The sequence below is a fragment of the Martinezella miluonensis genome, assembly GCF_900094545.1.
GTDB classification, from domain to species: Bacteria; Pseudomonadota; Alphaproteobacteria; order Rhizobiales; family Rhizobiaceae; genus Rhizobium; species Rhizobium miluonense.
On sequence record NZ_FMAH01000063.1, the window covers coordinates 1 to 24196 of the forward strand.

Annotated in this window: 20 protein-coding genes and 1 pseudogene; 12 read left to right on the top strand and 9 right to left on the bottom strand. The window is 60.0% G+C overall.

Annotation, left to right across the window (positions count from 1 at the left end; genetic code table 11):
• Positions 1 to 782, bottom strand: a pseudogene (locus GA0061102_RS34135) (IS5 family transposase).
• Positions 783 to 934: 152 nt separating this feature from the next.
• Here GA0061102_RS34135 and GA0061102_RS30095 point away from each other — a divergent pair.
• Together GA0061102_RS30095 and GA0061102_RS30100 are read left to right on the top strand one after the other, a co-directional pair.
• Positions 935 to 1252, top strand: coding sequence for a hypothetical protein (locus GA0061102_RS30095; RefSeq protein ID WP_092855991.1), 318 nt, complete (start codon positions 935 to 937; stop codon positions 1250 to 1252).
• 280 nt (positions 1253 to 1532) lie between these two features.
• Positions 1533 to 3623 (top strand): oxidoreductase, encoded by a 2091-nt coding sequence (locus GA0061102_RS30100; RefSeq protein WP_092855993.1) that lies wholly within the window; start codon positions 1533 to 1535, stop codon positions 3621 to 3623.
• 87 nt (positions 3624 to 3710) lie between these two features.
• On the opposite strand, the gene GA0061102_RS30105 is transcribed toward GA0061102_RS30100, so the two are convergent.
• Positions 3711 to 5144 carry an oligosaccharide flippase family protein gene (locus tag GA0061102_RS30105; RefSeq protein ID WP_092855995.1) on the bottom strand — a complete coding sequence of 478 codons (1434 nt, stop codon included), beginning with the start codon at positions 5142 to 5144 and terminating at the stop codon, positions 3711 to 3713.
• Positions 5145 to 5186: 42 nt separating this feature from the next.
• Entirely contained in the window at positions 5187 to 5948 is a 762-nt protein-coding gene (locus GA0061102_RS30110) for a CheR family methyltransferase (protein WP_245298183.1), read from the bottom strand.
• Positions 5949 to 6900: 952 nt separating this feature from the next.
• On the opposite strand from GA0061102_RS30110, the gene GA0061102_RS30115 reads away from it, so the two are divergent.
• From GA0061102_RS30115 to GA0061102_RS30125, 3 genes are read left to right on the top strand one after another with little or no spacing between them, the layout of a single operon-like run.
• Positions 6901 to 7419, top strand: coding sequence for a DUF4142 domain-containing protein (locus GA0061102_RS30115; RefSeq protein WP_092855999.1), 519 nt, complete (start codon positions 6901 to 6903; stop codon positions 7417 to 7419).
• Positions 7420 to 7426: 7 nt separating this feature from the next.
• A complete protein-coding gene (locus GA0061102_RS30120) occupies positions 7427 to 7750 on the top strand; it encodes a cupredoxin domain-containing protein (RefSeq protein WP_092856001.1) in 324 nt (107 codons plus the stop codon).
• A gap of 38 nt (positions 7751 to 7788) precedes the next feature.
• Positions 7789 to 8511, top strand: a complete 723-nt coding sequence (locus GA0061102_RS30125) for an RNA polymerase sigma factor (protein ID WP_092856003.1) — start codon at positions 7789 to 7791, stop codon at positions 8509 to 8511.
• A gap of 182 nt (positions 8512 to 8693) precedes the next feature.
• On the opposite strand, the gene ftsZ is transcribed toward GA0061102_RS30125, so the two are convergent.
• Positions 8694 to 9701, bottom strand: a complete 1008-nt coding sequence (ftsZ, locus tag GA0061102_RS30130) for a cell division protein FtsZ (RefSeq protein ID WP_092856023.1) — start codon at positions 9699 to 9701, stop codon at positions 8694 to 8696.
• A 326-nt stretch (positions 9702 to 10027) separates the two neighbouring features.
• Here ftsZ and GA0061102_RS30135 point away from each other — a divergent pair, with 326 nt between their 5' ends.
• Entirely contained in the window at positions 10028 to 10636 is a 609-nt protein-coding gene (locus GA0061102_RS30135; RefSeq protein WP_092856005.1) for a DUF2026 family protein, read from the top strand.
• 3 nt (positions 10637 to 10639) lie between these two features.
• Here GA0061102_RS30135 and GA0061102_RS30140 read toward each other — a convergent pair whose 3' ends face one another.
• Complete coding sequence (locus tag GA0061102_RS30140) at positions 10640 to 10963, bottom strand: hypothetical protein (protein WP_425348580.1); 324 nt, start codon at positions 10961 to 10963, stop codon at positions 10640 to 10642.
• Positions 10964 to 11345: 382 nt separating this feature from the next.
• Here GA0061102_RS30140 and dinB point away from each other — a divergent pair, with 382 nt between their 5' ends.
• On the top strand, positions 11346 to 12443 hold the full coding sequence (gene dinB / locus GA0061102_RS30145; protein ID WP_092856025.1) for a DNA polymerase IV: 1098 nt from the start codon (positions 11346 to 11348) through the stop codon (positions 12441 to 12443).
• A gap of 129 nt (positions 12444 to 12572) precedes the next feature.
• On the opposite strand, the gene GA0061102_RS30150 is transcribed toward dinB, so the two are convergent.
• From GA0061102_RS30150 to GA0061102_RS30160, 3 genes are all read right to left on the bottom strand, one after another.
• The gene (locus GA0061102_RS30150) at positions 12573 to 13289 is read right to left on the bottom strand and encodes a GntR family transcriptional regulator (protein WP_092856027.1); all 717 of its coding nucleotides are present in this window, start codon (positions 13287 to 13289) and stop codon (positions 12573 to 12575) included.
• Between the two features lie 161 nt (positions 13290 to 13450).
• Positions 13451 to 14644 (bottom strand): amidohydrolase family protein, encoded by a 1194-nt coding sequence (locus GA0061102_RS30155; RefSeq protein ID WP_092856009.1) that lies wholly within the window; start codon positions 14642 to 14644, stop codon positions 13451 to 13453.
• 41 nt (positions 14645 to 14685) lie between these two features.
• Positions 14686 to 16053 carry an amidohydrolase family protein gene (locus GA0061102_RS30160; RefSeq protein WP_092856011.1) on the bottom strand — a complete coding sequence of 456 codons (1368 nt, stop codon included), beginning with the start codon at positions 16051 to 16053 and terminating at the stop codon, positions 14686 to 14688.
• A 159-nt stretch (positions 16054 to 16212) separates the two neighbouring features.
• On the opposite strand from GA0061102_RS30160, the gene GA0061102_RS30165 reads away from it, so the two are divergent.
• The 4 genes from GA0061102_RS30165 (at position 16213) to GA0061102_RS30180 (ending at position 21501) form a co-directional block, all read left to right on the top strand.
• Positions 16213 to 17784, top strand: a complete 1572-nt coding sequence (locus GA0061102_RS30165) for an ABC transporter substrate-binding protein (RefSeq protein WP_092856012.1) — start codon at positions 16213 to 16215, stop codon at positions 17782 to 17784.
• A gap of 128 nt (positions 17785 to 17912) precedes the next feature.
• Positions 17913 to 18878: an ABC transporter permease gene (locus GA0061102_RS30170; RefSeq protein WP_092856013.1), complete on the top strand. Its 966-nt coding sequence runs from the start codon at positions 17913 to 17915 to the stop codon at positions 18876 to 18878.
• Positions 18878 to 19777 carry an ABC transporter permease gene (locus GA0061102_RS30175; RefSeq protein WP_092856014.1) on the top strand — a complete coding sequence of 300 codons (900 nt, stop codon included), beginning with the start codon at positions 18878 to 18880 and terminating at the stop codon, positions 19775 to 19777. Before GA0061102_RS30170 ends, GA0061102_RS30175 begins: the two co-directional genes overlap by 1 nt.
• Positions 19777 to 21501 carry a dipeptide ABC transporter ATP-binding protein gene (locus GA0061102_RS30180; RefSeq protein ID WP_092856015.1) on the top strand — a complete coding sequence of 575 codons (1725 nt, stop codon included), beginning with the start codon at positions 19777 to 19779 and terminating at the stop codon, positions 21499 to 21501. The genes GA0061102_RS30175 and GA0061102_RS30180 overlap by 1 nt, the downstream gene beginning before the upstream one ends.
• 168 nt (positions 21502 to 21669) lie before the next feature.
• Here GA0061102_RS30180 and GA0061102_RS30185 read toward each other — a convergent pair whose 3' ends face one another.
• Positions 21670 to 21873 (bottom strand): hypothetical protein, encoded by a 204-nt coding sequence (locus GA0061102_RS30185; RefSeq protein ID WP_092856016.1) that lies wholly within the window; start codon positions 21871 to 21873, stop codon positions 21670 to 21672.
• 324 nt (positions 21874 to 22197) lie between these two features.
• On the opposite strand from GA0061102_RS30185, the gene GA0061102_RS30190 reads away from it, so the two are divergent.
• A complete protein-coding gene (locus GA0061102_RS30190; RefSeq protein ID WP_092856017.1) occupies positions 22198 to 23901 on the top strand; it encodes a phospholipase D-like domain-containing protein in 1704 nt (567 codons plus the stop codon).
• The last annotated feature ends 295 nt before the right edge of the window (positions 23902 to 24196 follow it).

The following is a 24196-nucleotide window of genomic DNA, read 5'->3' on the forward strand; positions in this document are numbered from 1 at the left end:
CTAGGCGATGTTGACAAAGTATGGCAACCAGATCTTAGCGGCGGCGATAGCGAGGAAAGCAGCGTATGATGTTTTGGTTTTGTCGTAGCGCGTGGCAATGCGACGGAACTGCTTCATTCGGTTGAACATGCGTTCGATGCGATTGCGATCCTTGTAAGCGCGGTAGTCGCAAGGTGGCGGGTTCTTCCGGGTTGATCGCGGCGGAATGATCGGACGAGTGCCATGCAGCAGAAGTTCCTCGCGGATGGCGTCCGCATCGTATCCCTTATCGGCAAGCATGCGGCGGGGCCGACCCACTGGCAGCGCGAGCAAGCCAGGAACGGCACTGTAATCGGAGGCTTCGCCGCCTGTCAGGATAAAGCCAAGAGGGCGTCCTTGACCGTCTGCGCGGGCGTGGACTTTCGTCGTAAAGCCGCCGCGTGATCGACCAAAAGCCTCCTTATGAGTCCCCCCCTAGCGCCGGCAGCCTGTGAATGGCCCCGGACTGTCGTGCTATCGATCATATGCTGCCAATCGTCTGTCAGGCCCAGCTCGACGAGCGTCTCGAGTAAGGCATCCCAGACGCCTTGCTCGGCCCAACGTCGGAAACGCACGTAAACTGAATTCCACTTGCCGTATCGCTCATGCATATCGCGCCACGGACAACCGACCCGCAGCACGTGAAGCATCCCGTTCAAAAAGCACCGATTATCATGCAACGGGCGCGACTTGCGCCCGCGTTCCCTCGGTAAAAGTGGCTCGATGATCCGCCACTCTGCATCGCTCAAATCGCCACGTGCCAAAACTGCCTCCTAAAAGGTAGTCTTGAATCAGACCAAAGCTGATTTGTGAACCCACTTTGTCAACATCGCCTAGGACGTCAGGCTCGGGCTAGTTTTGGCAGGTTAAATAGGCAAACTACTTTGTATAGTCTCAACGATTGCAGGAAATTCGGATGAGTGAAATCCAAAACAGAGCGGTAACGGTGGTCGTACAAAAGGAAGGCGATCTTGCGCCGCAGTCATCCTCTTACCGCAGCACGCATTTTCTCAAGAGTGCGCTGGACCTCTATTTCGCCCTCGGTGGCGATGAGAATATGGCCGCCACCCTCGTGAGCAAGGCACGGCGGACCAAGAATCTGCGCGTCGACGCTGCCGTCGCCAACCTGATGATCGAAATCGCCGTTGCCAGCCACCTCAGCGATATCGACATGGTTCAGGCTACATACAATCACATTGATGCCGAGCTCGGCACAGAGAGCCGGCGGAGATAGCGGCAGCAGCCATCTTCCTGTCTGCAGCAATAGTGACCAAGAACCAGGCCATGCCATCGAAAACCGGCATGGCCTTCTGAGCTTTAGCTGAAGGCCTCGAGCATCCTGGTTATCCGCTTTCCGGCACAGCTGCGCCCGCGCGGCCGGCGCACGCCGTGCTGCTAGTCCATGAGCTGCATTATATGCGCATATAACAATTCTCTTGCCTGGCTATGCGTTCCCGATATGGTGACCGGCATCCGCTTACCATGCGGAACACAGCTCTCCAAAATGGCATGACATGTCGCGAGACCCCCGCTTCGATATTCTCTTCCAACCCGTCAAAATTGGCCCCGTCACAGCGCGTAACCGCTTCTACCAGGTGCCGCACTGTTCCGGCATGGGCTACCGCTATCCCAATGCTGAAGCCCATCTGCGCGGCATGAAGGCTGAAGGCGGCTGGGCGGTCGTCTCTACCCAGGAAGCGGAGATCCATCCCACCTCGGACCTGACGCCGGCCAACGAAGCGCGCCTTTGGGACGACGGCGACCTGCCGGCGCTTTCCGCCGTCACGGACAGCATCCACACGCATGGCAGCCTTGCCGCCATTCAGCTGGTGCATAACGGCTTGCATGTCGCCAACCGCTTCAGCCGGATGATCCCCCTTGCTCCTTCTCATTCCATCAGCGACAGCCTCGACCCCGTGCAGGCGCGCGCCATGGACAAGACCGACATCGCCGACATGCGCCGCTGGTATCGCAGCGCAGCGCGGCGCGCCAAAAAGGCGGGCTTCGACATCGTCTATCTCTATGCCGGTCACGACATGAGCGTGCTGCAGCACTTCCTGTCCCGCCGCCACAACGACCGCGGCGACGAGTATGGCGGCTCCTTCGAGAACCGGCTCCGACTGTTCCGCGAGATCATCGACGATACGCGCGAGGCGATCGGCGACACCTGCGCGCTGGCCATCCGCCTTGCGGTTGACGAGCTGCTCGGACCTTCCGGCATCACCTGCGAGGGCGAAGGCAAGGACATTATTTCGGCGCTCGCCGAGCTTCCGGATCTTTGGGACGTCAATCTTTCCGACTGGTCGAACGACAGCCAGACGGCCCGCTTCTCCGAGGAAGGCTACCAGGAGCCCTATATCCGTTTCGTCAAGTCCGTCACCACCAAGCCGGTGGTCGGCGTTGGCCGTTATACCTCGCCGGACAGTATGGTGCGCGCGGTCCGGCAAGGCATCCTCGACTTCATCGGCGCCGCGCGCCCGTCGATCGCCGATCCCTATCTGCCGCGCAAGATCGAAGAAGGCCGCATCGACGACATCCGCGAATGCATCGGCTGTAACATCTGTACATCCGGCGACAATACGAACGTGCCGATGCGCTGCACGCAGAACCCGACGATTGGCGAGGAATGGCGGAAGGGCTGGCATCCGGAGATTATCGCAACAGCCACAACACCGGAGCCCGCGCTGATCATCGGCGGCGGGCCGGCGGGGCTTGAAGCGGCACGGGCGCTTGCCCAGCGCGGCGTCGATGTCGTACTGGCGGAAGGCGGCGATGAATGGGGCGGCCGGGTCGCGCGCGAATGTCGACTGCCGGGGCTTGCGACCTGGGGCCGCGTGTGCGACTGGCGCGTCGGCCAGCTCAGCGTCCGTGCCAATGCCGAGCTTTACCTGCATAGTCCGCTTTCGGCCGACGACGTGCTGCAATACGGCATCCCGCATGTGGCGATCGCCACCGGCGCACGGTGGCGTATCGACGGCGTGGGCCGCACCCACCGGCGGCCGCTCGCCTTCCTTACGGAAGGTTTGCTTGTCTCTCCCGATGCCATCCTTTCCGCAGGTGCCGAAGCGGTGCCGGCTGATGGCCCGGTCGTCGTCTTCGATGACGACTGCTTCTATATGGGCAGCGTACTGGCTGAATTGCTTGCGAAAACCGGTCGTTCGGTGACCTTCGTCACACCGGAATCCCAGGTTTCCCCCTGGAGCAAGAACACCCTGGAACAGGGTCGGGTGCAGAAGCGCCTCATCGATCTCGGTGTCCGCATCATGACGGCAAAGGCACTTGCCGGCCGCACGAAAGATCGGCTGGAACTTGCCTGCATCTACAGCGACAAGATCGACACCATCGACTGCGCCACCCTCGTCCCGGTTACAGCGCGCCTGCCGGACGAGACGCTGTGGCTGGAGCTGAAAGCCCGCGACGCGGAACGGGCCGACGCCGGCATCCGCACCGTGACCCGCCTCGGCGACTGTCTCGCCCCGGGCCTCATCGCCGCAGCGGTCTATTCCGGCCACCAATATGCCCGCACCTACCAGGACCAGATCGACCGCGACACAGCCCCCTTCAAGCGCGAGGATATCGCCAGGCTTTACGGACGCCACGCGTAGTACGATCGGCAGCTGGGCGAAACACCGAGCGCCGGTGAAGTCACATGGAGTCGGAAAGAGGTCGCCGGAAGGAAATCCCTTGGCCACCTATTCCAAGGTTAGCCAGCGCAGGCGCCTGCTTAGTCCAAACAAGACGATCAGGACGGCGGCATAGGCCAGAGCGCCTGTGCCGATCTGAAGGAAAACAACGACCCGCCAAGACAAATCCGCGGAAAAATCATGCCGAATGAGTGCCACCGTCGCAAACATGATGAAGCTCGGCGGCACGATCAGCAGTATGACGCCCTTCGAAATCTCAAGCCAATCGACATTCGCCATCTTCGACTGCAATCCAATGCAGGTCGCAAGGGCGAAGGCTGCGCTGAAGCATTGCGCGATCGCCAGTTCCCGTAGCCCGAAGCGAGCGACCATGACGACGACCCCAAGCGAGACGGCGACGTTCAACAGAGTAACGGGAAGCCGGTACCGAATGTTTCCAACGACGGATAGCGAAGCCTCGTTGATGTAGCCCGGCGCAAGCAGTAGCTGACGAAGGCAAAGAAAGGGGATTATGGACGCCGCGGGCATCCACACCTCGCCGAGCACCAGCCTTACGACAGCCTCAGATATCTGCGCCAGTCCGAGATACATGGGCGCGGCAATGGCGAAGAGAACGAGAAGGAACCGGACACCGGCCAGGCCGACCGATCGCCCCGGTGCCAAAGGCTGCTGATGGGCACGCCGGAAAACCACCCAGCTCAGCGAGCGCGCCGGCTCGCCCAGCAACTCCGCAACGACGGCGACGACACGCTCGGCCGCGCGGTAGAAGCCGGCATCCGCTATTCCGAGAAAACTTCCGACAACGAGGGTGCCGGAATAGGAGCCGAGAAAGACGAGCAAGCGGTTGCCGACAATCTGGCGCGAAAACGCCGTGACCTCGACAAGCATGGGTCTCGTCAGGCGCAGGCGCGGCAGCCGCATCGCGATCTGCATCGATCCTACCAACAAAACGAGCTGGCAAACTATCTTGGCCGCCGCCAGCGCTGACGCATGCCCATGCAGGCGGAGCAACACTACTGCGGTGATCAGGCCTGACAGCTCCCCCACGATCCTGACGATTGCACGTTGACGCAGGCGGCCCAGGGCGACGAGCATTCCATCGAAAGCCGCGGTGAGCGCCGCGGGCAACATCCAGCAACTGAACAGGACAATGAGCGCACTCTGCGTTTCGTCGCCCGTGCGGGTGTAGAAGACGGCGGCGGCGATTACGCCAACAGCGGTAAATAAGCCGCCGCTGACGAGCGAGATGGTGGCGACCTGGTCGAAGCAATCGTCGCCATCGTGCGCCTTCATGATGAATTCCGCCCATCCGCCTTCCGCCACCACCACGAGCAAGGTGGCGATGGCGGAAACGAATGCGAAAAGCCCGAACTCCACCGGGCTCAGCATGCGCGCCGCGACCAAGAACGTCACGACCTGCGAAAGCTGCGAAACAATCTTAGCCGTGACGATCCAGATTCCACCGGATACGATCAACGGCATGAACTTACGTTCCGCGGCTCCAACCGGGTGCGAACTCACGGGCTAACGGTCTCCCAAATGAAAGATGATGGAATATCGGATAGCCCAGTCAGCCTCGCTGCGATTGAGCGGCTCTCGTCCCCAGCGAAGCCAAGGCCAGCCACCCCTCGCACCCTCCGAGGTCCAGATCTCCTCCTGATTGGTCAGCACAGGCCGCAATCCGGACGCCTTCAACACGCGGGTTTTGACGTCGAGGTCGATTCCGTCAACGAACAGATACCCGCCCGGAGCGACCAGCCTTATCATGTTTCGCAGGCACCGTTCGGCGAGCGGATCTTCCATCGGTCCCATGAAATTGTTCGCCAGCAGGAAATCCTGCCGCCCGACCAGCTCCAGGAGCCTGTCGTCGGTCGCATCGGCCGTCAGCCAGGTGATGCCCTGTCTGAGCCAATCCTTCACCCGCAGCGATCCATCCGGGAGAGGCTGCATGATTTCGGTGAGTGACGGCACGTCCGCGCTTGCGACCTCCGCCCTGCCCGCGACATATACGCTTCCTTCGGCGGCCGGGACATCCGGATGGTAGATACCCCGTCTTGCCACGTCCACGACGGTATCGGATATGTCTGCGCCATGCGCCGTCAGATGCAGATCGCTCCGGGCCCTTCTGATCGCATAGAGGACCGAATAGAGCTCTGCTCCCGTGCTGCAGCCGATCGATGCGACCGTGACGTCGGCATCGCGTGGAAATTGCGAGGCGAGCGCCCCGATCGCTGACAGCAGCGGCGGGTTGCGCATGAAATGGGTATAGTGGGACTGAAGCCGCACGGTATCTCGCGTGAATTTTCGGTAAATATACCGTCCGGCGCGAAACATAAGCGGCGTTTGCCGCACAGGACTTGGGATAGTCTCCCAAACCGCGCGACAAAGGCGACGGGGGGCCTGACGGAGGGAGATGAAACCAGTCATGGTCATCAACATCGAAAACTCCTTCGAAATTGCCGCCGGCTCCTGCGGAGATCGAGCAAGCAATGGGGGCCTGAATTGGGTCGGGACAAAATCGCAAACCGATAAGATGACCTGCGCCGTCATCGAAGAACTCACCTGAGGCCTGCTGAAATCCGTGTCCGAAGAGGCCGACTGGTTTCGGCGGTATCTGATGAGTTCAAGCTCCATTCATGATGCAAGGAGCGACTTGTCCAACCGAGCACTAAAATTCCTGCGGGGTTGGGCAAGGCTCTAAGGAGGAGGATGAAAGGCCCAAGGCTCGAGAGACGACGGTGGCGACCAATGCCTTGCGAAGGATGTCCGCACAATCGCCGGCGCTGTGAGAACGGCCCGCGCACTGACGACGTCGAAGACGGAACAGACAGCACCGCAGTATTGGCGAACGTATATCAACTGACGCATCTGCTTGGTTCCATCGCCGAGATCGGTCCGGGCACAATCATGTGAAACACCCAGCGGCGCAGCGGCGTCATGGCCGCCAGAAAGCCGGCGATCATTGGGAATTTCTGAACCAAGGCGATCTGGGGCTTCTTCATACCCGAGTTTTAGGGCCGTCCATCCTTTGTCTCAATTCGGCAAACCGTGTCGGGCCATCGGCCAAATGGAGTAGCGGCCTGCTCCGCCGACAATAATTGTAGGGTTTCCACTGATTGCGGGCGCCAATGCCGAGCAAGAAAAGATTCTCGGGAACCTTTTGCCAGGAACCGCATCTAACGGCTGTTTCAGATGCCGAAGGCGTCTGGAGTTCCCCCTTGGAGGATAGGAGACCAACATGTTCAAGAGACTTCTCACGGCAACCGCGATGGCCGCGGCACTTGGGACCGCGGCGTTCGCCGCCGACAAGCCGACGGATCCGCAGATCGCGCATATCGCCTACACGGCTGGCGAGATCGACGTCGCCGCCGCCAAGCAGGCTCTCAAGATGAGCAAGAACGCCGAGGTTCGGCAATTCGCCGAGACAATGGAGCGCGACCACACGGCCGTGAATCAACAGGCGCTTGCCCTCCTCAAGAAGTTGAAGGTCAAGCCCGAAGACAACGACACCAGCAAATCGCTGTCGTCTGCCGCCAAGGCGGAGCTGACGAAACTCTCCAAGCTTCATGGCGCAGCCTTCGACAAGGCTTATGTCGATAACGAGGTGGCCTATCACAAGCAGGTCAATGGCGCGCTTGAGACACTGCTGATCCCGTCGGCTCAGAATGGCGAACTGAAATCGCTGCTGCAGACGGGTCTGAAGCTCTTCAAGGAGCACCAGACGCATGCCGAGCACCTTGCATCGATGGTCAAGTAGGCTCGCCATGCGCTCTCCGTTTCGCATCCTTGCGGCGTTGGTATTCGCAGGGCTCGTGGTTGGAGGCCCCGCAATCGCGGTAGCCGCCGATCACGAAATCATCATCGCCCATATGCAATTCGGCACGGTGCCGCCGTCGCATGTCGGCGACGTGATCACCTGGCGTAATGATGATATATTCCGCCATAGCGCGACCGCGCGCGACAAGAGCTTTGACATCGACCTGCCGCCGAAGTCGCAAAAAAGCATGACGGTCAAACAAGCGGGAAAAGTGGATTTCTATTGCCGCTTTCACCCGATGATGACCGGCACGCTTGATGTCCAGCCATAGGCTGGGCGGTGGACGCACGGAATTATGCTGGAGTGATCATGGTTGCCATTCCCACCGCGGCGTCGAGGCACAAGCCGGACTTGGCAGCGCTACCCGATGCCGATCTCGTCGTCCGTGCCAGGACGAGCGACGAGATGGCCATACGTGTCCTTGTGCAGCGACACAACCGTCGCCTGTTTCGATCGGCCCGTGCCATCGTCCGGGACGACGCGGAAGCGGAAGACATTGTCCAGGCGACCTATGTGCACGCCTTCACCCATCTCGATGCATTTCGCGATGAGGCAGAACTTTCCACCTGGCTCACCCGGATCGCGCTCAACGAGGCGCTCGGACGCGTACGACGCCACCGGCCAAACGTCGGTTTGGAGGAGATCGACATGACTGTAGAATCAGGACGGGGCGAGCTGCTGCAATTTCCGACCCCGTTCTCGGTCGCTGACCCCGAGACCGAGCTCTCCCGTGGCGAGGCCCGCCGTCTGCTCGAGCGGGCAGTCGATGGCCTGCCCGACGAATTCCGCGTGATCTTCGTGCTACGGGACGTCGAGGGGATGAGCACTGAGGAAGCCGCGTCGTATCTCGGCATCAAGCCTGCAACAGCCAAGACGCGGTTACACCGCGCACGCAAGATGATGCGAGTTGCTATCGAAAAGCAGTTGGTGGGAGCATTCTCTTCGCTGTTCCCGTTCGACGGAGCGCGATGTGTAGCGATGGCCGACCGTGTCATCGGTCAGCTGCGAGCTGCTCAACCGACCAGGGCATAATCGGGAGGAGTTGCGAGAGCGGCCGAAAAGGCTCGGTGAATGCATCATGATCGCGTTGAAGCGTTTATCGTCAAACGGAGAAGCCCAACATCGCATTGGGCGCCACACTAGCGATCGGCCGTCAGTTCGCGGGGCGGTGAGACGGAATTGATCCGCCACATACCGATCGCGGGGAGTATCTGTTACTGCCAGTCCACGCCGACCCGCTCAGGCTGGCTAGCGGGTGCTGCGACACCATCCAAACCGGTTGCAACGACCGACACCCGGAAAACTCCATCGAGGTTTCGGTCGAAGATCGCTCCGACAACAATATCGGCATCAGCGAGAACTTCGTCCCTTATGCGGCTTGCGGCCTCGTCCACCTCGAACAAGGTCATGTCCGTGCCGCCGGAAATGGAAATCAGCACGCCTCGCGCGCCCTTCATGCTCATGTCATCCAGAAGCGGGTTGGCAACGGCAGCCTCTGCCGCTTTCAAGGCGCGGCCCGGTCCTGACGCCTCGCCCGTTCCCATCATTGCTCGACCCATTCCACGCATGACGGTTTTGACGTCGGCAAAATCGAGGTTGATAAGGCCTTCCTTGACGATCAGATCCGTGATGCAGCTCACGCCGGCATAGAGGACCCGGTCCGCGGTGACGAAGGCATTGGCGAAGGTGGTTGTCGCATCTGCAATGCGAAACAGGTTCTGATTGGGAATGACGATGACGGTATCCGCACTTTCGCGGAGCCGCTCGATACCTTCATCGGCGGTGCGCATGCGGCGGTTGCCTTCGAAGGTAAAGGGCTTGGTGACGACGCCGACCGTTAGAATCCCTGCCTGCCGTGCGACCTTGGCTATGACCGGAGCGGCGCCTGTCCCCGTTCCGCCACCCATTCCGGCGGTGATGAAGCACATATGCGTTCCGTGAAGATGATCCATGATCTCATCGATGGTTTCCTCGGCGGCCGCTCGGCCGATATCCGGCAAGGAGCCGGCGCCAAGGCCTTCCGTTACCTGTGCCCCAAGTTGAATGCGCCTGGTCGCTTTCGATGTCGCGAGCGCCTGAGCATCCGTATTGGCCGCGATGAATTCGACGCCTTGGAGCTTTTCGGCAATCATATTGTTGATAGCGTTGCCGCCACCACCGCCAACGCCCACGATGGAAATCTTGGGGATCACCCCAGATATGGGCGTGCGGATGTCGGTCATGAAGAACTCCATTGGATCAAGACACTCTCAAGCGGAATCGCCTGCGGGCCCAAAATAGAGACCTTGGCGATTCGCTGAAGCATAGAGATCCTAACGGGGAACATGTGCGTATTGCGGCGGCGGCCGGCCTCCCTCCACAATTTAATGATCAATGCGCTTGAAGCACGATAGTGAACGAGATCCCAAGACACGACCCGCATCGGAAAATCTATGGCGATGAGAAAGTCGATCACCTGCTAAGGCTACTGTGCCGTGCTATGCGTTTACATCGATGGCGTCGTCGCCTAGTGGTGGCTGAAAGCCATAGAATGAACAGGTGAACGACCATGTTGATCAAGCAAAGCGACTACCATCGGATCTATCGGGTCATCAATAGCCTGGTCGTCAACGAAAATAGCAATCCCGCCCTCGCCAGCATGTACTTCTCAACATTCGGCGCCTTCATTCTCGAGCAGCACTACAAGATCAAAGCCACGCCCAAAGGCGGTCTTGCGGCATACAATCTCGGAGGGGCAGTTCTGCTGTTTGCCGACCACCGCGAAGACGGTTATGTGACCGGTGCCGGCGACAATTTTCATTGCTGGGTGGAAGCTGACGGCTGGGCGATCGATTTCATGGCCCCAGCCTTTTCCGAAGCCGCGCGAGAGCTCGGAATAGCGCCGAAGATGTTCCAGCGCCCGCTTGCAGCGATGGCGCCATCCATCAATGATCTCAGCAGTTCAGGCGATTTCTTCTATCAGTCCGAACCGGCGGCGATGGCTCGACGTTTCGCAGACTGGCACAAACACGCAGTAATCGGCGACCTCGCCGGCATCGCCTCCAACTGGTTCCGAAAATCTCCGAAACAGATGCAGCCTTCGATATCTGCCGAAGATCAGCATGGGAAACTCAGAAGCATCCCCCTCGTCGGCAATTCGCTCGTCGGCGCATGGTGAGCCCTATGATCTGCGAACCGAAGTGGGCCTGAAACCCAGCACGAAATCAACGACCTTCGATGATGACATTTCGCAGGGCTTGAGGGCGGGCTTTGCGCCTGAAAGCACATAGAGATTGAAGCTGACTATGTCGGTCCCGCCGAGCTCCTCACCATAGAGCCAGATCCGCTTGCCGTCGGCCGACCGCTTCACAGTCGCGCTCCAGGGGCGCCCCTGGAAGCGTCCCTCCATGTAACCGTCGGGTAGCCGGGCAAGAGCATGTCCGAATTCCGGGAATTCGTCGGCCAACGGGTCCCGTGTGTCGCTCATCATCATGGTGCCAGGCACTCGTCACATATGCCGCAGCCGTCATCATCCATTCTCGCCGCCGAGCGCATCCTTCGACAGCAAAGGCATGCCTTGGCGTCCGTGCAGGATTCCTCGACGCGCTCCGGCGGGAGGATCTCCATATGCAGGTCGGGAAGCTGGTCGGTCGAGAAATGGCCCATATCGAGGCTCCGTGGCGGGGACTGACAAGAGATAGGAAGCCTCGAACGCATCGCAAGATGGCATCCGCCGCATGCGTTGTACGAGATGATTTCTCCAGGTTCCCACCGGCAAGGCAAAGAGCCGGTTTGATCTCACCGTCAATGATGATATGTTCTGCATTTGTTTCGTTGTCGGCGATTAAAGGCCGTGTTGAACGTGCAGTTTGATGATTGAGATCGCCATGAACGATATGAGCTCGAGCCCCGTCCGGAAGATCATCCATGTCGACATGGATGCCTTCTATGCGTCGGTCGAACAGCGAGACAATCCCGAACTGCGCGGCAAGCCGCTTGCGGTCGGAGGCTCCGCGGCGCGTGGCGTGGTGGCGGCCGCAAGCTACGAGGCCCGCGTCTTCGGCGTTCATTCGGCCATGCCATCGGTAACGGCGAAACGGAAATGCCCGGACCTGATCTTCGTGCCGCCGCGCTTCGACGTCTATAGGGCAGTGTCGCAGCAGATACGCGAAATCTTTGCCGAATATACGCCGTTGATCGAGCCGCTATCGCTCGACGAGGCCTACCTGGACGTCACGCAGAACCTCAAAGGCATGGAGATCGCCACCGAGATCGCGCTGGAGATCCGCACCAGGATCAAGCAGATCACCGGGCTCAATGCCTCGGCCGGCATCTCCTACAACAAATTCCTCGCAAAGATGGCCAGCGACCTGAACAAGCCCAACGGCCAGGCGGTGATCACGCCGAAGAACGGCCCAGCCTTCGTCGAGACACTTCCCGTCAAGAAATTCCATGGTGTCGGGCCTGCAACGGCCGAGCGTATGCGCAAGTACGGCATAGAGACCGGGCACGATCTGAAGTCGAAGTCCCTCGCCTTCCTGCAGGAGCATTTCGGAAAATCGGGACCGTATTTCTACGGCATCGCGCGCGGCATCGACGAACGCCAGGTCAAAGCCGATCGGATCCGGAAATCCGTGGGCGCGGAGGATACATTTGTCGAGGATATCGACGATCTCGCGCTGGCGACGGCGGAGTTGAGACCGCTTGTAGAGAAGGTCTGGCGCTACTGCGAGACCGGCGGCATCGGTGCCAAGACGGTGACGGTAAAGATCAAATATTCGGACTTCACCCAGGCGACGCGCAGCCGGACGGGCCCCTTTCCGGTCGCCGACGCCGGCGAAGTTCTCGGGACGGCATCGGCGCTTCTGGCAACCGTCTACCCGTTCAAGCGACCCGTACGCCTGCTCGGCGTCACGCTGTCATCCCTGACGAACGAAGAGGCCGACAATGGTCAACCACAGCCCCAGCTCGATCTCGGTATCTGAGGGGCGGCCACCAGAAGCGAAAAACCCGCCGTGGAACAGAATGAAGCGCTTCGATGCAAGCAGCCGCATTGCAAGGGCGAAATTTCCGGCCGATGGCGGGATGTTTTGACCTCTGCGGGGACCTCGTTCCTATAGGCCTTCTTCCCTGGCATATGCAGTCAACAAGTCGGGAAAATCCTTCTCCGGTGTGGCCTTCAACAAGGCGCGCGTGGTGATGGCTTCGATGTGATCGGTCATCAGGCTGCGCGCCTTGTCGCGGTCGGCCTGGGCGAGAGCGGCGATAAGCTCCCGGTGCTCGGAGACGGCGCAATCCGGGGAATGCGGGCGGCCGTAGAGCGAGAGAATAAGCGATGAGCGCGAAACGAGCTCAGTGACATAGCGCAGGAGCACGTCATTCTCGGTCAGCGTGGCGAGCAGAATGTGAAACTCGCCGGAGAGCTGGATCGAGGTGGAAGCGTTGCTGACCCTTGCATTGTCCTCCGCATCGACATGAGCTTCGAGCCGCCGGATCTGCTGCGGCGTCAGCCTGCCGATCAGCGTCTCCACCACCATCGCCTCCAAGACGCGGCGCACAGCCAGGATGTTGCGACCGTCTTCGAGGCTCGGCTGCGCGACGCAGGCACCTTTATGCGGGCGCAGCTCGATCAGGCCTTCGCCGTTAAGTCGGGCGAGCGCCTGACGGACGATCGTGCGGCTTACGCCGAGCCGATCGCCGATCGAATCCTCGGGAAGCTTCGTCCCCGCCGCCAGCGTCTGGTCGAGTATCGCCCGTTTCAAGGTGCGATAGACCGCATCGGATTTGGAGACAGCAGTTCTCGGTTTCTTATCAATGGAATTGGGAGCCATAATCGTCCTGAACTTTGATATCCAAGGATGCAGCGAGGCAAGAATTTCACGCATCGGAAGAGGCAGGAACTGCCATTGCTTCAGCGATCTCACAATATCTTGGCTCGCCGGAACCACCCGCCCCGTCGAGGGGCAAGACCATGGTGTGATTGTCGTGCTTGCTAGCCGACATGCGGAAGCGTATCGCCTGGCACGCCATCGCGCACGACGATGCGGCCGCGGCGAATGACCGTTCGCCGCTGCGGTGTCAACGCGACAGCCTCGGCAATCGTTCTTGCCGGCACGAGCACCACGTCGCCGTGGCAACCGTTCGACAGACCGTAATCCGCAAGGGCGATACCCTCGGCGCCGCCGAAGGTGCAGATGCGCGCTGTCTCCGCGAGATCGGCGTCGTTGGTCATGCCGTTACGCTGTGCCAGATATTTCGCCCTCTCCAACATGTCGCCCTTGCCCCACGGCTCCCATGTGCCCTGGATGCCGTCGGAACCGGAGGCCACCACAATGCCGGCCTCGCGCATTGCCCGCAGCGGCAATGCCGGTGCCGAGGGGCCGCCGACCGTCATGACGGCAATCTCTTCGGCGGCGAGCGTATCAATGAGAGCGCGTTGTCTCGGCGCGTCCAGCATACCGAGGCAATAAGCATGGCTCACCATGACTTTGCCCCGCATGGAGAGCGCACGGGTTCGCTCGGCGATGAGTTCGAGGCAGAAGGCACCGAGCTCTCCCGGCTCGTGCAGATGAATATCGATCGGTTTTCCGTAACGGTCGGCGAGCGCGAAGATCGCGTCCAGGTGGCGTACCGGGTTGCGATCGATGCTTGCCGGGTCGATGCCACCGACAATGTCGGCGCCGGCCTTCAGCGCCGCCTCCATCAAGTCAAGCGTCCCCTCACGTACCAGCATGCCGCTCTGCGGGAAGGCGACGACCTGCACGTCCACCAAGTCCCTGAATGCGTTCCGCGTCTCGATGACGCCTTCCACATTGGCGAGACCGATCTCCGTGTCGACATCGACATGGCTGCGAATATGCAGCACGCCGAGAGTTAGCGTTTGCAGAACCTGCCGTGCCGACTGCCGGCGCGCGTCGATGCCCAGCTCTCGTTTCGCCTGCCGGTCGGCGATAATCCGTTCGTTGCGCGTCGGGCCGACACGGTTCCCGAACCAGTCCATGCCGATCAGGGTCTTGTCGAGATGCGTATGCGCCTCGACCAGTCCGGGCAGCGCGATGTAACCACTGCCATCGATCTCGACTGCAGGCTTTTCGGTCCGGCTGTCGGCAAAGCGGCCGTTCAAAATGTAAAGGTCTCTCGTCTCGCCGCCGAACGGCCTGACGTTGCGAATGAGAATATCGTCCATAACCCGCTGCTCCCATCAATTCTCGAGGTTGAGATACGCGTTCATACGAGGTTTATCCGCTCCATCATCTGGTGGAACGCGCGCTCGGCGCGGTCGAGGATCGCGCCCTCATCGAGATGCACGAGCCGCCGGGAGCGCATGAGGATCTGACCGCCGACGATCGTCGTGTCGACATCCGCGCCGTTGGCGAAGCGGGCAAGCCGCTGGACCGGATTGGCCGGCGGCCAGAGATGCGGCTGTCGCATGTTGACGAGGATGACGTCGGCGCGCTTGCCGACTTCAAGCGACCCGATTTCCTTATCCATCGAAAGGGCACGCGCGCCTTCGATGGTCGCCATCTCCAGAAGCTGCGTCGGTGGCAGCACGCCGTCGTCCTCGAAATGCCGCGCGTGATAGCGATGTGCTTGGAACATGTTGCGAAACATGTCGAAAGACCGGTCTGGCGCGGCGGCATCCGTGCCGAGCGACACCGTCACGCCGGCTGCCATCAGTTCGGGCGCAGGGCAGCGGCCGAACACCGACATCAGGGCGCTTGGATTGTGCGCCACCTTGGCGCCGGTGCGCTTCAATACAGCGATGTCCTCCTCCGTCAGCTCAATGCAATGCGCCAGCAGCGAGCGATGGTCGAACAGGTCAAGCCGTGCGGCATTCGCCGCAATCGAGCCTTCCCGGTGGCCATCTTGAATAATTGGCACATCCTTCTCACGCGCAAGCTCCAGGGCCTGGCGCGACAGGTCGTATACAGCGCCGTCTTCCAGCTCCTGCACATTGAATACAGGAAGCGAGAGTGCAACTCGCAAACGGTCATCGCGACCCGCCCACGCGTCGATGAGTTCGGCGCATACGGACAATTGATGTACGGGATTAACAACAGTATCTGTATACGATCTGTTCGTATAGCTCCGATACATATGCGGGACAGTCGGCCGGTTTGGTCCGACGGCAAGGACTTCGCGTAGCCCCATGCCGGCAAGCGCCGCGAGATGTGCTTGCGCGGCTTCCGGGGCCTCGGTCCGCATGATGTCCGGGCCCCCGCCGAACAATAGGGCGGCGGTAGTGGTGCCGCATCTGATGCGCTCGAATGCCGACAGCGAGGCCTCCGCCGCCCAGAATTCGACATCTGTCGCCCGGGCATAAATCTGGCCGGCGATGTCCATCCATTGGTCGGAATCACTGCCTAACCCCTTGATTAACATATGTCCGGCATGTGCGTGTGTGTCGACAAGACCAGGCATCACCACCATGCGCGCTGCATCGATGCACTCGACGGCTTCGCCGGTTTCCGGCAGGCGATCGCCGATGGAGGTAATGCGTCCGTTCTCGATCAGAACGTGCCCCCTCTCAAGAATACGGCGATCCCTATCCATGGTGACAACCACGCCATTCGTGATCAGAAGTGATTTCGTCATCCGGTCTTCCTCCCTCGGCGGAATTGTGGGCCCTCCACAGCGAACTGTGAAATCGAATCCTCGCACCTTGAAACTGTGCACATGATGTGTATACTAAATATGAGGATAAATCGTATACGCAAATTTCGTTACGATGTATACGTGAAACGGGAGGTTCATGTGAACAACTATGTGAAGACCCTTTTGGCAGGGCTTGCCATTATCATGCCGCTGACGACGCCGTCGTTTGCAAAGACCCTGCGCTGGTCGTCGGCCGGGGATGTCATTTCGTACGACCCGAACGCTCAGGTCGACAGTTTTACCCAAAGCGTTCATCACATGGTGTTCGATCCGCTGGTGCGCCGTAACAAGAGCCTGCAGCTCGAGCCGGCGCTCGCCACGTCCTGGGAAATAGTCGAGCCGACCCGCTGGCGCTTCAAGCTGCGGCAGGGCGTCAAGTTTCATGAAGGCCAGCCCTTCAACGCCGACGACGTGGTCGCCACCATCCTGCGAGAGATCGATCCGGGCTCGCGCAACCGCGAAAATCTGCCTGCGGTCATCGGCGCCGAAAAGGTCGACGACTACACCGTCGACATCATTTTGCGCGGCCCCTATCCGCTGCTTCTCAACGACCTCGCCGCCGTCTACATCATGAGCAAGCCGTGGATGCAGGCGCATGACGCGCTGAAGCCGGGCAACGCTTCGACCGGCGTCACCACCTATGCCAGCAATCATGCCAACGGCACCGGTCCGTTCAAGCTCGTCAGCTATGAGCCCGATGCCAAGTCGGTTTTCGCTGCCAATGAAAACTGGTGGGACAAACCCCAGCATAACCTGACGGGCGTGGAATACCGTCCAATCGCTTCGAATGCCACTCGCGTCGCAGCCCTTCTCTCCGGCGAGCTGGATATGATCGCCCCGATCCCGCTGCAGGACATCGACCGCGTCAGCAACACGCAGGGGCTGAAGGTGGTCGAGAATCCGTCGCTCCGCGAAATCTTCCTCGGCCTCAACTTCCGGCCAGAACTCCATGCCATGCCAGGCAAGCCCAATCCGCTTCAAAATATAAAGGTGCGCCAGGCTCTGTGGCATGCCGTCGATCTGAATACGATCCAGAAGCGGCTGATGCGCGGCAAATCCCGCATCTCCGGCATGCTGGTCGCGCCGGAGGTCACCGGTTACGACAAGTCCATCGACGTCCCGCTTCCCTTCGACGTGACACTGGCAAAGTCGCTGCTGACGGAAGCCGGATACCCGGATGGCTTCAAGGTAGGGCTGAATTGCTCGAACGATCGCTACATCGCCGATGAGCAGATCTGCCTGGCGATCGCCTCCATGTGGGCCAAGATCGGCGTCAAGGCCGAGGTCGGTGTGGAAAGCAAGACCACATACTTCCCCCGCATGGATAAGGGTGATTTGGACATCTACATTCTAGGCTGGGCATCGTTGCCGCCGATGGATGGATACAGTGTCCTGCAGTCCCTTCTCGCTACCAACGACGGCACCTATGGCGGCAGCAACCCGAACGGTCTTTCAGACCCGAAAATCGATGCACTGGCCCGTTCGGCTTCGACCGAGCTCAATGAGGGCAAGCGCGTCGAAATGCTGAAGGACGCTTTCAAGATCGCCCACGATCAGGCGCTCTACCTGCCGCTGCATCAGCAGCCGGTTGCCTGGGCAATGAGCGACAAAGTCGACATTCCTCAGTTCGCTGATGAGTACGTACGCCCCTGGTTCGCCCAGATGAAGTGAACCCGTTAGCCTCGTCTTGCCACGCGATCCCGGACAAAGGTTCGGGATCGCCCAAAAGACAAGGCGCAGCAAAGCAGCGCGCTCTTTGGGCTTCAGAGCCTCGTCGCGCACCTGCAAGGTGTATTCCGATGATCAGGATTCTATCCACAAGGCTACTGCAGGCCGTCCTCGTGATGGTTGCCGTAACGGCCATCGCCTTCATCATGTTCCGATTTGTCGGCGATCCGGTTGCCGCCATGGTGCGGGAAGGCGCGAGCCAAGCCGAAAAGGACGCTCTTCGCGCCACGCTCGGTCTCGACAAACCGCTCGTCATTCAGTTTCTCGATTTTGTCGGCCGCGTGCTGCACGGCAATCTCGGCACCAGTTTCCGCTACCAGCAACCCGTCGCCAATTTGTTGCTCAGCCGGCTCCCAGCAACACTGGAATTGGTGATCATCGCCACGATCATGTCGCTTGCGATCGGCATTCCGCTCGGCGTCGTCTGCGCGCTGAAACCCAACGGAGCGCTTTCGCGATTGACCCAGTCGCTGACGCTCGTCGGCATCTCGATGCCCACCTTCGTCACCGGCTTGCTGTTGATTCTGGTCTTCGCCGTTAATCTGCGCTGGCTGCCCTCTTCCGGTCGCGGCGAGGTCGTCGACCTCGGCTTCTGGCAGACCGGCTTTCTCACGGTCTCCGGATTGAAGTCGCTCATCCTGCCGTCAATCACGCTTGCCCTCTTCCAATTGACGCTGATCATGCGCTTGGTGCGCTCGGAAATGATCGACGTGCTCTCCTCGGACTATATCCGCTTCGCCTTCGCGCGCGGCCTGCCGCGCTCCTACATCTATGGGCGCCTGGCGCTCCGCAACGCGCTGATGCCCGTCGTCACGGTGACGGGTCTGCAGATCGGCCAGCTCATCGCCTTCGCCATCGTCACCGAAACGGTCTTTCAATGGCCGGGCATGGGCCTGCTCTTCACCAATGCGGTCGGCTTCCCGGATATTCCGGTTCTTTCGGCCTATCTCCTGTTCGTCGGCTTCCTGTTCGTTCTCATCAACACGGTCGTCGACATTCTCTACATCTTCATCGATCCACGACTGAGGACAAGATAATGGCCAGGCAAGTTCAACTCATTCAACGACTTCCCCCGGTTTCTGTCATCGTCGCCACCCTGGTTCTTACGACGATGCTGGTGCTGGTGATCTTCGCGCCGATGATCGCGCCCATGGATCCGCGTGATGTTTCGTCTTATTCGCTCATGGATGCAGAAATCCCGCCCGCCTTTATGGACGGCGGCGACCCGCGCTTTCTGCTCGGCACCGACAACCAGGGACGCGACCTCGTCTCGGTCATCCTGTTCGGCCTGCGCATATCCGTGCTGATCGGCATCGGAGCCGTGCTGTTCGCCGCTGTGATGGGCGTTCTTCTCGGTCTGATCGCCGGCTTTTTCGGCGGACGGGTCGACAGCATCGTGATGCGGATCGCCGATGTGCTTGTCAGCTTCCCGACAATCCTCGTGGCGCTCCTTATCAGCGGTATAGCCAAGGCGCAGCTGGACGCCGATACGGTCCTCACCTGGGCGCCGGCCATCCTGGTCTTTGCGATCGCCATCAACGAGTGGGTGCAATATGCCCGTACCGTCAGGGCTTCCTCCATGGTCGAGGTCTCCAGAGACTATGTGCGAGCGGCAAAGGTGATAGGGCTACCGTCGCGCCGCATCATGATCCGGCACATCCTCCCGAACGTCATAAGCGCGGTAATGGTCATTGCCACCATCAATCTTGCCGGTGCCATCCTCACCGAAGCGACGCTGTCGTTTCTCGGCGCCGGCATGCCGCCGACCTATCCCTCGCTCGGCACGCTGATCCGGATAGGCAATGAGTTCCTGTTTTCCGGCCTCTGGTGGATCGCAGTGATGCCGGCCACCGTTCTGGTGATCCTCGTTCTAGCCGTCAATGTGATCGGCGACTATCTCCGCGATCGCTTCAACCCCAAACTGATGGCACGCTGATGATACACGCACAGACACCTGCCCTCGACATCAGGAATTTGCGGGTCGAGTACCCGCTCGCCAACGGCGAAACGCTGGTCGCCGTCAACGACATCAACCTGACCATCGCCCCGGGCGAAATCCATGCCCTGGTGGGCGAGTCCGGCGCCGGCAAGACCACCGTCGGCAACGCGCTCATGGGCCTCCTGCAGGCGCCTGGCCGGATCGCCGCGGGATCGATCGTGATTGACGGCAAACCCATCGATGTGCGCACCGGCCGCACGGAAGGCATCATTCCCGGCCGCGATGTCGGCGCGATCTTTCAGGACCCCATGACCAGCCTCAACCCGCTGTTTACGGTTGAAAGCCAGTTGTGCGAGGGCATGCTGGCGCATCTGAAGATCGATCGCCGGCAAGCCCGTGCCCGCGCACTCGAACTGATGAAAGCCGTCGGCATTCCGGAACCGGAACGCAGGCTCGGCAGCTATCCGCATCAGCTGTCGGGCGGCCAGCGTCAGCGTGTCGTCATTGCAACGGCGCTTGCCTGCGACCCCAGGTTGATCGTCGCCGACGAACCGACGACGGCGCTCGACGTGTCGGTGCAGGCGCAGATCCTCAAGCTCATCCGCGATCTCGCAAACGAGCGGCGGGTCGGCGTTCTGCTCGTGACGCACAATATGGGCGTCGTCGCCGAAATTGCCGACCGCGTAACAATCATGCAGAACGGCTGCATGGTCGAGAGCGGGCCGACGCGCGAGGTGCTGACCGCGCCGAAGGCGCCCTATGCCCGCACGCTGATCGCCGCCGTTCCACCGATCGACGTCAGGCTCGATCGCCTGCCGGTTCCAAGCGAGGAGACCAAGGTCACGCTGGATGCCCGCGAGAGCGTGCGCCGAAAAAGCGTTGAGAACGGCACTGCGACAACCAAAGACGTCGTTCTTAACGTCCGCGATCTCTGCGTCGAATATGGCAAGCATTCGCTCCTGGCGGGCCGAAAGGCCTCGGTCTTCAAGGCGGTGAAGGAGGTATCCTTCGATGTGCGCCGCGGCGAGATCTTCGGCCTTGTCGGCGAATCTGGCTGCGGCAAGACGACCGTCGCAAATACCATCGCCGGCCTGGTGGCGCAGACGTCGGGCAGCATCGATTTCCAGGGAACGCCGCTTGCGCGCAACCGCGACCAATCCGTTCGCCGATCGATGCAGATGGTGTTTCAGGATCCCTACTCTGCGCTCAATCCGCGCCTGCGGATCAACTCGGCGATCGCGGAGCCTATCCTCTTCTACAAACTCGCCGCGAATGCCGAACAGGCCCAGCTTGATGCCAGGACATTGCTCGAGGCGGTCGGTCTGCCGGCCGATGCCGGCTCGCGTTTCTCGCACGCCTTCTCCGGCGGCCAGCGCCAGCGTATCGCGATCGCGAGAGCGCTCGGACCGCGACCGACGATGCTGATATGCGACGAACCGACCTCGGCCCTCGACGTCTCCGTGCAGGCGCAGATCCTCAATCTCCTGAAGGATCTGCGCGATCTTGCCGGGCTGTCGATCCTCTTCATCAGCCATGATCTCGCGGTCATCCGCCAGATGTGCGACCGCGTGGCGGTGATGAAGGCGGGCGAGATCGTCGAGCTTGCCGACACGGAAACCCTGTTTTCGGCACCGCAGCATGCATACACGCGCGAGCTTCTGCGCCTGGCGCCTTCGCTCGATCGCATCTTCTCTAAGGAGCAAGCCGCCGCGATTGGCTGAGACGAGGAGGTAAATATCCTCCTCGTCTAGCCTGGTTTATACAGTCGCCAAAGTCACCGACACGCCCCAAAGGTGCCAGCGGCGGACCCACTCACTGCCGCCAAGCGGCAGTGAGTGGACTGATATTGATCCCGTTCGGCTCAACCCATGCCCGGGACCGATTGGTCCTTACGCTTGCTCACATTCCATCATGAAGGTAACGGCGAGCATGGTCGTCTGGATGGCAGAGGAAGTGGAGCTGCTTGCCGGCCGAGGCGTAGGAATGCGGTGCCGCTCGCGAGCGGGCGTGGTCAAGCTGCCGGCTTGCACACCGAACCAGTTCATCGCGTCCTGCGGCGAATAGAGTTCCTCGACAACGATCTCGTCGGGCATAGACTGGAGGCTTCTTCCAAAGATCGCCGTACGGCACCCCGAATGGTTCGGCGATCCCCATTTGTCTGCCCTAGATTTCAAAATATGAGGCAGGGTTGCTTCTCGAAGCGCATCGTCAGCGACGAGCATCGCTCTCATGCAACAACGCGATCTCAGCTGATGCGCGCTGCCTTGCATGGATCTCGTGAACACCTAAACAGCGCGCCAAGAGCCGATCACGGATCGAAGGGTTGCGACCAAGATAAAGATGCCCTTCATGGATGCGTCATTTGATGGTTGTATATCAGACGAGACTAATGCCTCAGCTATCTCGGAGGGGAGAAAATGGGAAGCGTAACAGCCAAGGCATACGAAAGTCCGAGTTGCATTCTCTTGGCCTTCGATTGGCCTGATGGTACCGCCCATCCGGATTTTCTTGGCTTCGCGATACAAAGGGCACCGGGCTACACGAAGACAGGCGAACCTCAATATCTTTTCAACAAGCTGGACTTCTCGCCCATTGAGCCCGGCGCTGAGCCAAAAGGCAGCGATGTTGCGCCAATCCAGAAATTCAACTGGTGGGATGGCGGTCTCAAAACCGAAGACCAAGGGAAAACTTTCGAGTACACCATCACACCCGTCCTCGGCACGGGCCCGAACGATCTCGAGCTTCAGGCGGCGGCAGCAACCGCCCTGAAAGTCACAGTCCCGAAACCACGGCAGGGCGATATCGAAATCTACTTCAATCGCGCCGTCGTCAGTGCCCAAAGCTTCCTGACGATCAAAGGCGGGTTAGGCGCCCAGATGGACTGGCTGGCCAATGGCCTGGAGCAAGCCATTCCGCAGGTCTTGGGTGCCTGCACCGAATTTGACTGCGCCATCTATCATTTGTCGGACAAGCGATGGATCCTTCCCGCGTTCGAAAAATTCGAAGGCAACGGTTCGCTGATTTATTTCTCCAAGGGCGACGATACGAAATCCGATGCCGCCATCGAACTGCTGGCTGAGAACAAGTCGATAACGCCGTATAAACGCGATGCGATCCCGAAGCTGATGCATGACAAGTTCATCGTCGCGCGCAAAGAAGGCGAAACTGACGCCGTTCTCATGGGTTCGACCAACTTCACACCTGAAGCTCAGACGGTGCAAGCTAATCTGCTGCATGTCTTCCATTCGAACGACTTGGCAAAGCTCTATTTGGAACGCGCAGCGCTTCTTGCGGCAAACAAGGGTAAGAGAGAAATCACCGCTGGTGCCGGGTGGAAACCAGTCGACGATGTCGGCGGCACGAAAGTCCGGGTTTTCTTCCTTCCGGAGGCGGGTTCCAGCCGCGTTTTCCTGGATACGGTAACCGAGTCCGTGAAGGCCGCGAAATCATCCGTCCTGTTCTGCATGTTCACGGCGTCAGACGAAGCGCTCATGAACGCTATTTTCGAGAAGGCGGATTCTGCCGATCATATTGCCTATGGGGTGTTGAACTCGATCGACGATCCGGAGAAACCGACGAAATCCGGTCAGCCACGCCGGCTCCCGAAGATCGCAGCAACCATCTTCCATCGATCTTCGGAAAAGCCGGACACTCTTCCCTACTCCGCGTTCGGTCAAAACGCTCCGCGAGGCTTCCTCCCTGAACTCCGAACAATCAACTGCGACGAATTCGACGCTTCAAAAACGCCTGGAGAGAGGAAGACATCGGTCCCTCCGATACATATCCATCACAAATTCATCGTCATCGACGGGGACACGGATAGACCGATCATCTACACCGGCTCTCCAAACTTCAGCGCGGCCTCGGAGAGTTCCAACGACGAAAACGTTCTGGAACTGCGAGATAACGTCGCTCTCGCTCGGATCTACGTCGCAGAGTTCATCCGGCTTTACAATCACTACCGCGCACGCGCGATCTGGAACAAAAACCACGAGACCCAAAGCAAGGAGCCGCCGGCAGAAGCCGATCCGCTCGTGCTCAAAACAAAGCGAGATGATTGGGCAAAGGAGGCCTATACAGCCGGGACGAAGCAGTTTCTGGCTCGCACCCGGGGACTATGAGCGCTGACAACAGCCTGTTTCAGGTTATCGTCGGCAGGACGAGGAGATACTATCGCCGGCGATAAGGCAACTTGTAGGGTTGTGGTGAGGCATTTGGTATTTGGTTGCGGGGCCTGATGGCAGGGAGACTTGCAATATCGTCTGTGAGCAAATTCACTCTCAAAGAGGTGCTGCATCGCACGATACTCTACGCCGGGATGGGCGATCACAATACCGGCCTTCCGTGATATACATTCCTGGCGTAGCGCGCTCACTCTTTGCATGACAACGTGCGTCCAGCAGGCAGTTCTGTTCC

Excerpts from the sequence above, each read along its gene's own strand:
- GA0061102_RS30105 (WP_092855995.1), bottom strand. The coding sequence starts at position 5,144 with ATGCCGTTGATCGTATCCGGTGGAATCTGGATCGTCACGGCTAAGATT.
- GA0061102_RS30100 (WP_092855993.1), top strand. The coding sequence starts at position 1,533 with ATGTCGCGAGACCCCCGCTTCGATATTCTCTTCCAACCCGTCAAAATT.
- GA0061102_RS30170 (WP_092856013.1), top strand. The coding sequence starts at position 17,913 with ATGATCAGGATTCTATCCACAAGGCTACTGCAGGCCGTCCTCGTGATG.
- dinB (WP_092856025.1), top strand. The coding sequence starts at position 11,346 with ATGAACGATATGAGCTCGAGCCCCGTCCGGAAGATCATCCATGTCGAC.
- GA0061102_RS30125 (WP_092856003.1), top strand. The coding sequence starts at position 7,789 with ATGGTTGCCATTCCCACCGCGGCGTCGAGGCACAAGCCGGACTTGGCA.
- GA0061102_RS30155 (WP_092856009.1), bottom strand. The coding sequence starts at position 14,644 with ATGGACGATATTCTCATTCGCAACGTCAGGCCGTTCGGCGGCGAGACG.
- GA0061102_RS30095 (WP_092855991.1), top strand. The coding sequence starts at position 935 with ATGAGTGAAATCCAAAACAGAGCGGTAACGGTGGTCGTACAAAAGGAA.
- GA0061102_RS30185 (WP_092856016.1), bottom strand. The coding sequence starts at position 21,873 with ATGCCCGACGAGATCGTTGTCGAGGAACTCTATTCGCCGCAGGACGCG.
- GA0061102_RS30120 (WP_092856001.1), top strand. The coding sequence starts at position 7,427 with ATGCGCTCTCCGTTTCGCATCCTTGCGGCGTTGGTATTCGCAGGGCTC.
- GA0061102_RS30180 (WP_092856015.1), top strand. The coding sequence starts at position 19,777 with ATGATACACGCACAGACACCTGCCCTCGACATCAGGAATTTGCGGGTC.
- GA0061102_RS30135 (WP_092856005.1), top strand. The coding sequence starts at position 10,028 with ATGTTGATCAAGCAAAGCGACTACCATCGGATCTATCGGGTCATCAAT.
- GA0061102_RS30190 (WP_092856017.1), top strand. The coding sequence starts at position 22,198 with ATGGGAAGCGTAACAGCCAAGGCATACGAAAGTCCGAGTTGCATTCTC.
- GA0061102_RS30150 (WP_092856027.1), bottom strand. The coding sequence starts at position 13,289 with ATGGCTCCCAATTCCATTGATAAGAAACCGAGAACTGCTGTCTCCAAA.
- GA0061102_RS30175 (WP_092856014.1), top strand. The coding sequence starts at position 18,878 with ATGGCCAGGCAAGTTCAACTCATTCAACGACTTCCCCCGGTTTCTGTC.
- ftsZ (WP_092856023.1), bottom strand. The coding sequence starts at position 9,701 with ATGACCGACATCCGCACGCCCATATCTGGGGTGATCCCCAAGATTTCC.
- GA0061102_RS30115 (WP_092855999.1), top strand. The coding sequence starts at position 6,901 with ATGTTCAAGAGACTTCTCACGGCAACCGCGATGGCCGCGGCACTTGGG.
- GA0061102_RS30160 (WP_092856011.1), bottom strand. The coding sequence starts at position 16,053 with ATGACGAAATCACTTCTGATCACGAATGGCGTGGTTGTCACCATGGAT.